This window comes from Corallococcus praedator, assembly GCF_003612125.1.
Lineage (GTDB): Bacteria > Myxococcota > Myxococcia > Myxococcales > Myxococcaceae > Corallococcus > Corallococcus praedator.
Map to the genome: position 1 here is coordinate 1 of NZ_RAWI01000270.1, position 13,013 is coordinate 13,013.

Genomic DNA, 13,013 nt, shown 5'->3' on the forward strand with positions numbered 1-13,013 from the left:
CGGGTATTTCATGTGGAAGTCGCGCAGGGGCTGGAGATTCCCCACCGGCATGGCGACGACGACGCTGGCGATGCGGGAGGTCAGCCAGTGTCCGGGAGCGCGTTGGATCCACAGGGCCTGCTCGGCGGTCATCATCCCGGAGTCCGCGTCCAGCACGTTCAGCCCCCGGGCCCGCACCGCGCGTGCGGTGGCGGTGGGACAGGCAAGCTGCGCCAGGTCCTGGTCGAGCGCGGCGTAGGCGTCCGCGAAGGGCTGCTTCGCGAAGGGCTCCAGCATGCTGGCGAAGAAGGCCGCTTCCGTCAGGGCAAGGCAGCGGCTGGTCGCGGTCGCGCAGCGGCGCGCCCGGCGGGCCACGTCCGGGGGCGAGGCCAGCGAGGAGAAGAGCAGGCCCGTCATCGCCAGGGCGGACAGGCGGTCCGTCTGCTCGGCGGACATGGGCGTCCAGCCGGCCGGGGGCGAGGCCAGCGAGTCATGGGCCATGCGCTCGAACCCGAGCAGGTTGGCGGCGATGACACCGCCCAGGGCCGTCTCCGTGCTCAGGCTCAACCACGCGAGGTGGCGCACCTGCTGCGCGGCTTCCACGGGGTGGCCCGTCGTCAGGCCATGCCGCAGCCGGAGCTTCGCCCAGCGAGTGAGGAGGATGTAGTCGGGCATGTCCCCAGAGGCCCAGTTGATGCGCGGCTTCGCGCCCAGCGGGCTGTCCTGGAGCAGGTCCCACCGGTCATAGGCCAAGAGCCGGGCCATCCACCCGAAGTCCAGCCGGGACACGTCGATGTCCGCGGTGAGCCACCGGCCCTGCTTCAGGTCCACGGCGTCCTCCCGCAGGGACTGGGGGAGGGCGAGCGGCGAACCCGGAGGCACGTCCGCGTGCCCGGGGGGCCAGGGCAGCCACGCGTTGAGCAGGGGGCCCGCGTCGCCCTCCGTGCGCGCTTCGTGGAACCAGGGATCCACGCCCAGCGCCGCCTCCTGCGCGCAGTAGTCGTCCACGTTCGCCGTCAGCTCTTCACGCTGACGCGCCAGCGCGGGTTCGGACTGGCTCCGGAACCAATGGTCCGCGCCCACGAGGGCAAGGCCCGCCAACCCCAGGAACACCGCGACACACGCTCCCACGATGCGCAGCGCGCGGAACCGGGGAGCCCTGCTTGAGGACGTCATCCCGGGAATTCTAGGGGGGCTATACCGGGGGCAGCCAGGAAGTGGCCCGCGCCTCCGCGCCACTGTTTCAAGGCAGACGGCCAGACAGCCCCCTGCCCTCCCCCTCGTGCTCCTTGCGGACCGCCCGGAATGGGCAGCCGGCCCTGGGCGGTGCGGCGGTCGGGCGACCTAGCTTTCATCTGACCCCACGGAAGAGAGAGTCGTGCCCCACGCGAACGCCACGCCCCTCATTCTCATCATCGACGACGAGCCGGAGCTGGAAGTGCTGGCCCGCTACCTCGAACTCGAAGGCTATTCCGTCCTGACAGCGAGCAACGGCGAGGAGGGGTTGCTGGCCCTCGCCTCCTGTCGCAAGCCCTGCATCGTCCTGCTGGATTTGATGATGCCGGTGATGGACGGCTACGGCTTCCTCCGACGGCTGCACGATGATGCGACCCTCTGCGGACTGCCCGTCTTCGTGCTCACCGCCAGCTTCCAGACGGAGCTGATGGACGGCGCCGTCGGGCTCCTCCAGAAACCCCTGCACATGGAGATATTGCTGGAGGCCGTAGCACCGTATTGTCCGCCTCCCGATGAAGACGAGAATTCCCGAAAAACCTAGAACCCTGACGTTCCTCTGCGTCCTGTCGTTGCTACCCGCGTGCTTCACGCTTCCGGAGGATGAGACGCCGGAAGAAGACCTCGCCACGGCGGGCCAGGGGCTGGTGGCGCACGTGTATTCACGGCCGCCCCTGCCCACGGCCTACTATGAGCCACCGACCGCGAATGCCGTCTTTGTAGCGCCGGGCGGCAACGACGCCACCGGCTCGGGCACGGAAGCGCAGCCGTACCAGACGCTGGGCCGCGCGCTCCAGGTCGTCAACGCGAAGCCCGCGGATGCGACGACCTGGACGGTGGTGCTCAAGGCGGGCACCTACCGCGAGGGGGAGCTCACCGTGAGCCGCGCCCACGTCACGGTGCAGCGCTACAAGAGCGACGTCGTGTCGCTCCGGGGCAGCGTGGCGGTGACGGGGTTCAGCGGCAGCGGGCCGTATACCCAGACACTCACCGGGTTTGATCCGACGCCGGTGGAGGCGGACTGCGCGGATACGGTCCTCCTGGGACAGGCGGGGCGGGATTACGGTTCGGAGACGCCGTTCGCGGTGACTCGCGCGGGCATTCCGCTGCGGCGGGTGGCGCCGGGCGCGGCGCTGTCCAGCGGGCAGTACCGCTACGACGCCGCGACGAACGTGCTGACGCTGGCGGACAGCCCCACCGAGGTGGAGGTGGCGCTCAAGCGCTGGGCGCTGAAGACGAACGCGCCGGGGGTGAAGTTCGCCGGCCTGGACGTGCAGAACTACGCGACGTGCACGGTGAACTGGAGCCGGACCGTCAACGGGCTCACCTACTACAAGGGCGCGGTGCTGCTGTACCGGGACAGCGAGTCGGACTCCGGCGCGGTGCTGGAGAACTCCACCGTGGCCAACAACGCCGCGAACGGCGTGGGCGTGGCGCACGGCCGGGACATCCGCCTGTCGGGCAACGTGCTCGTCAACAACGGGTGGACGGGCGCGCAGGCGAGCAACGCGCAGCGGCTCATCGTGGACAACAACGTCATGTCCTACAACAACGTGCGCCGGTGGGCGAACACGGTGGAGGCGGGCATGAAGGTGACCTTCATCCGCGACGGCGTGGTGTTCAACAACCTGTTCGAGCACAACGCCGCGAACGGCTTCTGGTGCGACCAGGGCTGCGGCGCCACGGACCCGGGCAACCGCTGGTTCGTGCTGGCGCGCAACGTGGCCCGCTACAACGACGACAAGGGCCTCTTCTACGAGGTCTCCCACCACGGCGTCCTCGCGTCCAACCTCGTGCACGACAACGGCAGGACGGGCATCGCCGTGTTCGGCTCCCGCGACGTGCAGTTGTGGAACAACACCGCGGTGGACAACGACGCGTCCAGCGACAGCTACTCCGCCAACATCAGCATCGTGGACGACAAGCGGTGCTTCACCGGCGACACGGTGCCGGGCGGCAAGGCGTGCACCACCGCCAATGGATGCGACCCGCAGGTGGCCGGCAACTACGACCACTGCGAGCCGTCATCGGTGGGGCCCCTGGCGAACACCTGCAACGCGGAAGCCGTGGTGCTGATGAACAACATCCTCTCCGGCTCGCTGTCGGCCCGGCCCCTGTTGAACGTGGAGGATCCGAACGCGACGGCGTACGGAGCTCCCGCCATCCTCCAGGCCCACGACTTCCAGGCGTACTACCGCGCCAGCACCGGCGCGCCCGCGACGCTGATCCGCTTCCAGCGCGCGGCGAACACGTCCGCCGCGTCGTACGCGAGCCTCACCGCGTTCCGCACGGCGAACCCCGGCCGCGAACCGCAGTCCGTGGAGCGCGGTGGCGGCACCCGCAACCCCTTCTTCGTCAACGCCGCGACAAAGAACTTCACCCAGGACCCCGCGAGCACGGACGTCTGGGGCCGGGGACAGGCCCTGCCGTCGGAGGTGCTCAAGGCGGTGTACTGGCCGCGGACGGCCCCCGCGCAGCCCTCCGCGCGCATCGGCGCCATCGAGTGGCGCGACAAGACCGTGGCCGCGCCCTGCGCCGTGAACGCGCCGGTCCACCACCGCCGCAACCCCACATCGGGTGACCACCTCTTCACCACGATGCTGTCGGAGGCCGAGGACGCGGCGCGCGACTGGGGCTACACGGACAACCTGGGCGTGGCGTTCCTGGCGTCCACCACCGCCGCGACGGGGCTGTCCCCGGTGTACCGGCTCTACAGCCCGACGGTGCTGGAGCACTTCTGGACCATCGACGCGGCGGAGAAGCAGAGCGCACAGTCCAACTACGGCTACACGCAGGATGAGGGCATCGGGTTCCACGCGGCCACCGCATCCGGGCCCTGTTGGGTGCCGGTGTACCGGCTGGTGCACGCGGCCACGTCCCGGCACACCTTCACGACGTCGCAGGCGGAGCGGGCGTCACTCGTGGCCGGTGGCTGGACGGACGAGGGCATCAAGTTCCATGCGGGGGCGCCGCAATAGGGCGCCTCCGGACAGGGCCCGTGCCAGGATGCGTCATCAAGCAGCATCCCTGGGAGGACACGGATCATGACGGAGCGCGGTGCGGTGGGTTGGACCCTGGTGCGGGTGGTGTTCGGGCTGACGCTGGCCTTCAGCCATGGCCTGGGCAAGGTGACGGGGGACATGTCCGGCTTCGCCGAAGGGGTGGCGAAGCTTGGCTTCCCCGCCCCGATGTTCTTCGCCTGGTGCGCGGCGCTCGCGGAGTTCCTGGGCGGCATCGCGGTGGCGCTGGGACTGCTGACCCGGCCCGCCGCGCTGTTCGCCGGGTTCACCATGCTGGTGGCCCTCTTCCGGCACCGCGCGGATCCGTTCGGGAAGATGGAGCTGTCGCTGCTCTTCCTGACGGTGATGGTCGCGGCGCTCATCATCGGCGGCGGTCCGTTCAGCCTGGACGCACTCCTGCGCCGCAAGAAGGCCTGAGCAGGCACCCAGGCAGGCCGTTTCTGGAGTGGTCCGTATCTTTGCAGATGGCGCTTCATGAGGACGGCTTCATGACAACCAAGAACCACCCACCCAAACCCGAGCGCGACCACACGGATGAGGGACTGCGCAAGGAGCGGGAGAAGTCTGACCGCGAGTACGCCAGGGGACAGGCCGCCATCGAAGAGGACTCGGATGCCGCCATCAATAAAGCCCGGGGCCAGGCGGATGAGGCCCTGCGCACGGCCCGAGACAACGCGGATGCACGGATGGAGCAGCGTGAGGCGCCCTCGGAGAACGAGGCCGTCAACCAGGAGCGGGAAGACGCGGACACGGCCTTACAGGGAGAGCGTGAGACCGCGGATGAGAAGCTGCGGGATGAACGCGCGGAGCGGATGCGCGCCTTGTCCGCCCTCCTTCACCTGGAGCGAGTGGAAACCGACACGCGGCTGCTGGTCGAGCGAGCGCATGCCGACAGTGGGTTGGCGACACGGGATGAATTCATGGGGATGGTCAGCCATGACCTGCGCACGCTCCTCGGGGGCATCGCCTTGCAGTCGGCCCTGCTCAAACGGAATGCCGCCGACGACGAGGTGGGCCGGAGGACGGCCGAGGCCGCCGCGAAGATCCAGCGATTCACCGCGAGGATGAACCGGCTGATTGGGGACCTGGTGGATGTGGCCAGCATCGAAACGGGCAGGATCCGGATCGCCCCCGAGTTGCAGGACGCGACCGCGCTCGTGCGGGAATCCGTCGAGGCGTTCCAGCCCCAGGCCTCCGCGCAGGGAATCTCGCTCGACGTGGAGATCCGAGGGAACACGCTGATGGCGAAGTTCGACCATGAGCGCGTCCTCCAGGTGCTCGCCAACCTGTTGTCCAATGCCCTTAAGTTCACGGCGGCAGGCGGCAGGATTTCGCTTCACGTGGAGCCGGTGGGCCAGGACGTCCGCTTCTCCGTGGCGGACACCGGCTCCGGAATCCCGAGCCACCAGTTGGAGCAGGTGTTCGAGCGGTTCTGGCAGGCCCGCCGCGAAGATCGGAGGGGGCTGGGGCTCGGGCTCTACATCTCCCGTGGCATCGTCGAAGCCCACGGTGGACGGATCTGGGCCGAAAGTCAGCCCGGCCAGGGCAGCACCTTCGCGTTCACGATTCCAGCAGCCGCGGCTTCAACGCCCTAGAGAAACCGCTTTCAAGCCGCCACGCGCTCCACGCACTCCGGCCCATCGTTGGCGGGCGAGTTCACCACGCGCGCCACCTCGTAGGCCTCCAGCGGTGCATCCTGCGCCGGCACGAGGAGCGGCAGCAGGTCCGAGGCCTCCTGCGGCTCCGGGCGCAGCCACACGGCCTGCGCCTCCTTCGACAGGATGACGGGCATCCGGTCGTGGATGGGCGCCATCAGCGCGTTGGGGCCTGTGGTGATGATGGTGCACGTGCGCAGCACCTCGCCCGTGTCCGGCGCCGTCCACTCCTCCCAGAGGCCCGCCAGCGCCAGCGGCTTCCCGTCGCGGCGGTGGAAGAGGTACGGCGTCTTGGGCTTCGTGGACTGCTTCCATTCGTACCAGCCGTCCACCACCACCAGGCACCGGCGTCGCTTCAGCGCCGAGCGGAAGCTGGGCTTCTCCGCCACCGTCTCACCGCGCGCGTTGATGAGCTTGTTCCCGATGGCCGCATCCTTCGCCCACGAGGGGATGAGCCCCCAGCGGAACACGTCCAACAGCCGCGCGCCGTCGTTGGGCACCACGGGCAAGAGCTGCGTGGGACACAGGTTGAAACGCTCGCGCTCCAGCGTCGCGCGCGCGCCCGCGAGCTCCAGCTCGGCGACGAGCTGGGCGGGAGAGGTCCGGACGGTGACTCGGCCACACATGGCAGGAAGCGTAGCGCCCGGAGGCCGGGCTCGCACGTTCATGGCGTCCGGCCGGTGGGCAGCCGACGGACCGGCCCCGACTACGTGGGCAGCTTGATGCCGGACAGGCGCTGGAACAGCTCCACCGCGCGGCTGTCCGACAGGCCGGAGATGTAGTCCGTCACGCACAGCAGGCGCTGATACGGGGTGAGGCGCAGGATGGCTTCATCGCGCTTCGGGGGCTTCTCCTCGTCCACGGCCGCGAACTCCGGACGCTGGAAGCACTCCATCGGCATCAACTGCCGCAGCTTCTTCTCCTCGCGGTTGGGCGCGTCCGTCACCACCGCCGTGGCGAACATGTCCAGCAGGCCGCCCAGCGTCTTGAAGCCCGCGCTCTCAATCTGGAGCACGCGCTCGCTGCGGTAGCCGAACTCGCTGGTGAAGTCGGTGATGGCATCCAGCGCCGACTCCACGTCGGGACGCAGGGCCGTGAGCGACGTCTCCGCCGAGCCCTCCTCCAGCGCGTGCACCTGGTCCATGAAGGCCCCGACACACTGCGGGATGAGCTTCCCGATGGCCACCGCGCGCGCCTGCGCCATGCGCGTCTCCAGGTGGCGGGGCGGCTTGCGGCGTTCGGGCTCCGGCAGCACGGCCTCCAGGAACTCACAGGCGCGCAGCATGGGGACCAGCCCCAGCTTCGCGGAGTCCTCCAGGTCGATGACCGCGTAGCAGATGTCGTCCGCCGCCTCGACGAGGAAGGCCAGCGGATGACGGGAGAAGACGCCCGTCTCGCGCTCGTGCAGGCCCGTGGCGCGGTAGGCCTCCAGCGCCAGGTCGCGGTCGTCCTGGAAGTAACCGAACTTCTTCTCCGACACGCGGCCCTTCACCTTCGGGCGCGAGCCGGGGAGCACCGACGGGCGCGGGTACTTGCTCATCGCGCCCAGCGTGGCGGCCGTGTAGCGCAGCCCGCCCCGGCGCTCGCGCGACTGGAGGCGGTTGAGGATGCGGAAGCCCTGCGCGTTGCCTTCGAAGTCGCGCAGGTCCTTCCACTCGGCCTCCGTCGCGAAGGGGCTCTTCTTGCCTTCTCCGGGCGGCGCCAGCCGCTGCTCCACCCAGTGCTGGATGGCATCCTCCCCCGAGTGTCCGAAGGGCGGATTGCCGATGTCGTGCGCCAGGCACGCCGCCGCCACGATGGTGCCCAGGTCCGAGGGCACCAGGTCCACGCCCTGGGCCCGCAGCTTCAGTCCGGCCTGGTGGCCCAGCGAACGCCCGACGCACGACGCCTCGATGCTGTGCGTGAGCCGCGTGCGCGTGTAGTCGCTCGTCGACAGCGGGAACACCTGCGTCTTGTCGTGCAGGCAGCGGAACTCGCTGGAGAAGACGATGCGGTCGTAGTCCCGGTTGTAGTCGGTGCGCTCGTCCGACTGCGGCTCCACCGCGGGCTCCTCACGGGGTGCGGCCCGAGGCCCCGAGCCGATGCGGGTGCCCGACAGGAACCGCCGCCACCGGTCCGTCCGCTGCTGACTGTCGCTGCTGCTGCTCACGAAGGGGCCTCACCGTGCGAAAGAGCACCGCCCATCGTGCTCCCCCGCACCGTCCGCGCAAGTTCCCGCGCCGGACGCCCTGCCCTCCTCGACAAGGGCCGGGGCGCGCGAAGGCGGCTTCCGGTCCCCGGACCGCAGCGCTACTGGAACATCCGCCACGGCGCGGTGGAGGTCGTGGACCGCACCGGGAGCGGCGCGTCCCAGGTGATGTGGTACTCGGTGTCCAGCAGGCCCAGCTTGCGGCCCTGGATGCGCGGGTTCCGGGCGCCCACCATGGCGAGCACCTCGCGCAGCACGCCTTCATGGTAGGGCGCCGGCATGAAGTCGCGCCGCATGATGAACAGCGCCTCGGACTCCCCCTTCCACTCCACGGAGCGGTCCCCGTAGCTCACCGCCATCTGGTAGCCGGAGGGCAGGTTGGCCACGAGCTTGCGCGTGTCCCCCGCGGCCAAGAGCAGGAAGGTGCGCCCCACGGCGGACTCCAGGAAGCTGCGCGTGGCCTGCATCCCCATCTGCCGCAGCGCTTCGTCCGCCCCGCCCCACCGGGGCGCGAGCACGCGCGACGCCACCTGCGCCATCTTCAGGAAGCTGGACACCGGGTAGTTGAAGAAGCCCACGAAACGGCGCTCCTCCGTGGCGGCCCGACAGGTGATCACCGCATCATCGCCCATGCCGGTGCGCACCGTCTCCAGCACCCCCAGGAAGAACATGCCGCGCGCCGTGTCCCGCTCCGTGGCCGCCATGCGTCGGACCGCCCAGTCCGCATCCACCTGACCGGTCTCCCTCGACGGCTTCACCTGTACCTGCATGCCACCTCCCTGACCACGTACGTGGAGCTGCCCGTCACATTGATTGAAGGGGACTTCCCGCTGACCGCTACGGATGCGCCGGCACCGCGACATCCGGCACGCGTGCATCGGGGAAGAGGACGGTGAAGCGGGAGCCGTGACCGAAGTCGCTCTCCGCCTGGATGCGGGCCCCATGGCCCTGCACCAGCGTCTTCACGATGGCGAGCCCCAGGCCGGTACCACGCAGCTTCGTGGTGAACATGGGCTCGAAGATGCGCTCCAACAGCGGCGCGGGGATGCCCGGCCCGTCGTCCGTCACGCGCAGGCTCCAGCCGCCGTCCCCCAGCGCGTCGGCATGGACACACACCTCTCCCGAGCGCTCCGGAGGGATGGCCTCCACCGCGTTCTGGATGAGGTTGACCAGCACCTGCCGGAACTGCTCGCGGTCCAGGTGCGGCACCGGCAGCCCGTCCGGCACCTGGTTGTTCACGCGCACGCCCTCCCGCACCGGCACCACGCTGATGGCTTCCTCCACCAGCGGCTTGAGCGGGCACGGCATGAAGCTGGGAGGACGTCCCCGCGCGTAGTCCAGCAGGTCGGAGATGATGACCGTGCACGCCTGGAGCTCCCGGTCGATGATGTCCAGGAACCGGGGGATGCGCGGATCGGTGGTGACAGCGTCTATCTTCAGCATGCGGCGCAGGACGAACGCGTGCGCGGTGCGCGCGGCGGCCAGGGGGTTTCGCAGCTCGTGGCCGACGCTGGCGGTGAGCTGTCCCAGCGATGCCAGCCGCTCCAGCCGGTCCGCGTGGTCGCGGAAGGCGAGCACCTCCCGCACGGCGGCGTCCAACTGGCCCGCGCGCGCCGCCAGCTCCCGCTCGCTCGTCTGTTCCGCGTGGGCCTGATGCTTGGCCTTCTCACGCAGCTCGCGCACCGCGTCCCGGCACGCGACGAAGAGCACCGCGTCGATGACGGCCACCCAGAAGGCGTGCTCCAGGAAGCGCCACCACTCCGGGTGCAGCTGCCCGTAGATGGACTCCGGCCACAGCGCGCCCCGGAGGCAGTGGTCCACGACGATGGCGAAGCTCGCGGTGAGCAGCACCTTGGGGTCCCGGTAGAAGGACAGCACCGCCAGCGAACCGAAGATGTGGAAGTGCGTTTCGATGCGCCCCCCGGTCAGGTGGATGAGCAGCGCGGACCACAGCATCTGGTTCACCGCCACCACGTGACGCGTCACCGCCTCGCCCGGGCGCAGCCGGGTGAGCAGCACCGGGAACAGGCTCAAGGCCGCGCCCAGCAGCACCGCGGTCTGCACGTGCACGTGCACCCCGCGCACCCGGCCCTCCCAGCCATAGGGGGAGAAGAACACCGCCACCAGGATGGCGCTCGCCCACTGGCCCAGCATCAGCCAGGTGAACAGCGCGTCCACCCGCACGCGCGAGTCCCGCAGATGCCGCGCCAACAGGGCCTCCGCCCGCCCTTCCAGACATTGCGAGACACGCGCCGAGGCATGAGAGGAGGAGGCGGACATGAGCAAAGACATCTCTTCACCCGACCAAGATGGTGGTGGAAGTGATTAACCATGTAAAATACGAAATACACGCAACTCCGAAGACCAACCATGCTGCTTGAGGGCACGAGGATTGGTTTCGGATGAACACTGCCGGTTCCCACCCTGGCCGGCGGTGTGGGTTGGCCTCGACGCAGGCCTTTCTCCCTTCACCCGTATTTCCCTGAGCGGTACTTCTACACTGCTTTCAAGGGAGAATGGGCATCTGGGACCGGAGTCCAGGTCTGTCGACGACATCCTGGCAATGTGAGACGTCTGGCCGGGCCGGCGCGCACACGTCGCCCGCGCGCGCACCTCTCCCTGCAAGCCCTGGAGGGCAATGCCTGACAGCCCTTCAGGGCAGGGCGGAGTATGCCTGGGGGGCGGGCACGTCGAGCGTGGCGTCGGTGTCGCCCCGGGGCAGCTCGCGGGCGGCGGGAATGAAGCTCATGGCGCGCTCGGCCAGGGCGGTGATGGTGAGCGAGGGATTGACGCCCGGGTTGGCGGAGATGGCGGCGCCGTCCACCACATACAGCCCGTCATAACCATACAAGCGGTGGCGTGAATCAATGGCACCAGTGGCCGGCGAGTCGCCCATGCACGCTCCGCCCAGGATGTGGGCGGTGGTGGGAATGCCCATGAGCGTCTCACTGACCATGGTCATGGGGTAGCCGTCCAGCTTGTCGGACACGCGCTTCGCGAGGTCGAAGGCCTCCGGCATGTTGACGGTGGGCGCGGGGCCTTCCTGCAGGCCGGTGGTGAGGCCGGTGCGGAAGCCGGTGCCCACGGCGCGGCCGCGGCGCATGCGCAGGTGGCCCTCCATGGTGCGCATGTAGAGCAAGATCATCGTGCGGCGCGCGAAGTCCGGGACGAACATCGCCTGGAGGAAGCGCACGGGGCGCCGGGCGATGATGCCCACCAGTCGGGCCAGGCGCGTCACCACGGAGGCCCCGGGGACGTGGGGCGCCATCAGCAGGCGGAAGAAGCCGGACCCCGCCGGGTAGCGCACCGGCTCCAGGTGCGAGTGCTCATCCGTGTGGAGGATGGACCCGATGGCGATGCCCCGGGACAGGTCCTGGTCCTTCTTCCCGCTGACGATGCCGATGAGGGCCTCGGAGTTGGTGCGCACACCGTCGCCCACGCGCGGGGACAGCTTCGGCAATCCGTCCGGCCGGTCCTTGAGCTTGAGGAGCAGGTCCATGGTGCCCAGCACCCCACCGGCGAAGACGACGTGCTTCGCGGTGAAGCGGCGCGTCTTCTTGAAGAAGCCCGTGCCCTGCTTCGCGGTGACCTCGTAGCCATCACCGGAAGGCAGGGGGCGCACCCAGGTGACCTCCGTGTCGGCGTGGAGCGTGAGGCCGCGCTTCTCCGCGAAGTAGAGGTAGTTCTTGTCGAGCGTGTTCTTCGCGTTGTTGCGGCAGCCCAGCATGCACCCGCCGCACGCGTTGCAGCCGGTGCGCTCCGGGCCCTCGCCGTTGAAGTACGGGTCCTTCACGGTGACGCCGGGCTCGCCGAAGTAGACGGCCACGGTGGTGGGCTGGAAGTCGGGGCGGCCCAGGTCCTGGCCCACCTGCTTGAGCACTTGATCCGGGAAGGTGTTGAGCGGGTTGACGGTGGCGCCCAGCATGCGCCGGGCCGTCGCGTAGTGCGGCGCGAGTTCCTGCTTCCACGGCGCCAGGTGGCCCCAGGAGGTGGCCTGGAAGAAGTCGTCCTTCGGCACGGGCAGCGTGTTGGCGTAGACGAGCGAGCCGCCGCCCACGCCGACGCCGGACAGCACGGTGACGTGGCGGAAGAAGGTCATCTTGAACAGGCCGCGCCACCCGAGCTGGGGCATCCACAGCCAGCGCTTCAGGTTCCAGTTCGACTGGGGGAAGTCCTGGCCCTGGAGGCGGCGGCCCTTCTCCAGCATGACGACGCGGTAGCCCTTCTCGACGAGCCGCAACGCGCTGACGCTGCCGCCAAACCCCGAGCCGATGATGAGCCAGTCGCAGTCCATGACGTCCTCCACCGGGGCGGTCTCTCCACCCCGGAGGTCCGCACTGTATGCCAACGGCGCGGGCCGTCCGGTGGGGCGTGGCGCGCGGGCCTCGGGGGGCCGGTGCGCCGCCATGGAAGCGCGGCCTAGCGCTTCGTGGCCTGCTTCCTCGCGCGACGCGCGGCGGGGGTGTTGGCGACGAACTGCCGGCCCGCGCGGGAGCCCGTGCGCTTGCGGCGTTCGGTGGCCTTCTTCTGGGCCGGGCTCAGGTGGGCCCAGGCGTCCTTCGGCAGGTAGCGCGCGGTGGTACGGCCGTGGCGGGCGCGGGTGCCGCCGTCCTGGGTCTGCCACGCCTCCTTCGTCCAGGAGGACAGGTGGCGCTGCGCCTTCGCACGGGAGCCTGAGTAGCCACCGCCGGCCTTCTTGTACTCGCTGGCGAGCAGTTGCGCCTTGCGAGCGCTCCACTGGCCGGGCCGTCCGCCCTTGTCACTTTTCATGATGCGCTTCTTGAGGCGTTCGCGAAGCGCGGGGTCGCTGTAGCGCCCGCTGGCGGACGCGGAAGCCTTGCGGGCGGTGCGCTTCGCGGGGGCCGCGGCCGTGTGCTGGCGGCGGGGCCTGGGCCCACGTTCCACCGGAGGCATCCGTACCTTTGCCCCGGACCCTGG

General features: G+C 69.5%; 11 protein-coding genes. 4 read left to right on the forward strand and 7 right to left on the reverse strand.

Annotation, left to right across the window (positions count from 1 at the left end; all coding sequences use genetic code 11):
- Window positions 1–1,155 (reverse strand): hypothetical protein (locus D7Y13_RS28270; protein WP_120630827.1); only part of this gene is annotated, 1,155 nt, incomplete at its 3' end.
- Window positions 1,156–1,357: 202 nt separating this feature from the next.
- Between D7Y13_RS28270 and D7Y13_RS28275 the strand changes: the two genes are divergently transcribed.
- The 4 genes from D7Y13_RS28275 (at window position 1,358) to D7Y13_RS28290 (ending at window position 5,827) form a co-directional block, all read left to right on the forward strand.
- Window positions 1,358–1,756 (forward strand): response regulator, encoded by a 399-nt coding sequence (locus D7Y13_RS28275; protein WP_120536375.1) that lies wholly within the window; start codon window positions 1,358–1,360, stop codon window positions 1,754–1,756.
- A complete protein-coding gene (locus D7Y13_RS28280) occupies window positions 1,728–4,190 on the forward strand; it encodes a right-handed parallel beta-helix repeat-containing protein (protein ID WP_147444418.1) in 2,463 nt (820 codons plus the stop codon). Before D7Y13_RS28275 ends, D7Y13_RS28280 begins: the two co-directional genes overlap by 29 nt.
- A 66-nt stretch (window positions 4,191–4,256) precedes the next feature.
- Window positions 4,257–4,649: a DoxX family protein gene (locus tag D7Y13_RS28285; RefSeq protein WP_120536377.1), complete on the forward strand. Its 393-nt coding sequence runs from the start codon at window positions 4,257–4,259 to the stop codon at window positions 4,647–4,649.
- Window positions 4,650–4,720: 71 nt separating this feature from the next.
- Window positions 4,721–5,827 carry an ATP-binding protein gene (locus D7Y13_RS28290; RefSeq protein WP_158620436.1) on the forward strand — a complete coding sequence of 369 codons (1,107 nt, stop codon included), beginning with the start codon at window positions 4,721–4,723 and terminating at the stop codon, window positions 5,825–5,827.
- A gap of 11 nt (window positions 5,828–5,838) precedes the next feature.
- Here the strand turns inward: D7Y13_RS28290 and D7Y13_RS28295 are convergent, their stop codons facing one another.
- From D7Y13_RS28295 to D7Y13_RS28320, 6 genes are all read right to left on the reverse strand, one after another.
- A complete protein-coding gene (locus D7Y13_RS28295) occupies window positions 5,839–6,513 on the reverse strand; it encodes an SOS response-associated peptidase (protein WP_120536379.1) in 675 nt (224 codons plus the stop codon).
- An 80-nt stretch (window positions 6,514–6,593) separates the two neighbouring features.
- Window positions 6,594–8,036 carry a dGTP triphosphohydrolase gene (dgt, locus tag D7Y13_RS28300; protein WP_233595781.1) on the reverse strand — a complete coding sequence of 481 codons (1,443 nt, stop codon included), beginning with the start codon at window positions 8,034–8,036 and terminating at the stop codon, window positions 6,594–6,596.
- Window positions 8,037–8,176: 140 nt separating this feature from the next.
- Window positions 8,177–8,845 (reverse strand): DUF2378 family protein, encoded by a 669-nt coding sequence (locus D7Y13_RS28305; RefSeq protein WP_120536380.1) that lies wholly within the window; start codon window positions 8,843–8,845, stop codon window positions 8,177–8,179.
- A 67-nt stretch (window positions 8,846–8,912) separates the two neighbouring features.
- Complete coding sequence (locus D7Y13_RS28310) at window positions 8,913–10,355, reverse strand: sensor histidine kinase (RefSeq protein ID WP_120584917.1); 1,443 nt, start codon at window positions 10,353–10,355, stop codon at window positions 8,913–8,915.
- Between the two features lie 373 nt (window positions 10,356–10,728).
- The gene (locus D7Y13_RS28315) at window positions 10,729–12,369 is read right to left on the reverse strand and encodes a GMC family oxidoreductase (RefSeq protein WP_120584918.1); all 1,641 of its coding nucleotides are present in this window, start codon (window positions 12,367–12,369) and stop codon (window positions 10,729–10,731) included.
- 125 nt (window positions 12,370–12,494) lie between these two features.
- Window positions 12,495–12,989: a hypothetical protein gene (locus D7Y13_RS28320; RefSeq protein ID WP_120630828.1), complete on the reverse strand. Its 495-nt coding sequence runs from the start codon at window positions 12,987–12,989 to the stop codon at window positions 12,495–12,497.
- Window positions 12,990–13,013 lie beyond the last annotated feature (24 nt).

Bases quoted from the DNA above. Each gene is read 5' to 3' on its own strand.
- D7Y13_RS28280 (WP_147444418.1), top strand. From the start codon at position 1,728: ATGAAGACGAGAATTCCCGAAAAACCTAGAACCCTGACGTTCCTCTGC.
- D7Y13_RS28285 (WP_120536377.1), top strand. From the start codon at position 4,257: ATGACGGAGCGCGGTGCGGTGGGTTGGACCCTGGTGCGGGTGGTGTTC.
- D7Y13_RS28290 (WP_158620436.1), top strand. From the start codon at position 4,721: ATGACAACCAAGAACCACCCACCCAAACCCGAGCGCGACCACACGGAT.
- D7Y13_RS28295 (WP_120536379.1), bottom strand. From the start codon at position 6,513: ATGTGTGGCCGAGTCACCGTCCGGACCTCTCCCGCCCAGCTCGTCGCC.
- D7Y13_RS28305 (WP_120536380.1), bottom strand. From the start codon at position 8,845: ATGCAGGTACAGGTGAAGCCGTCGAGGGAGACCGGTCAGGTGGATGCG.
- D7Y13_RS28310 (WP_120584917.1), bottom strand. From the start codon at position 10,355: ATGTCCGCCTCCTCCTCTCATGCCTCGGCGCGTGTCTCGCAATGTCTG.
- D7Y13_RS28315 (WP_120584918.1), bottom strand. From the start codon at position 12,369: ATGGACTGCGACTGGCTCATCATCGGCTCGGGGTTTGGCGGCAGCGTC.
- D7Y13_RS28320 (WP_120630828.1), bottom strand. From the start codon at position 12,989: ATGCCTCCGGTGGAACGTGGGCCCAGGCCCCGCCGCCAGCACACGGCC.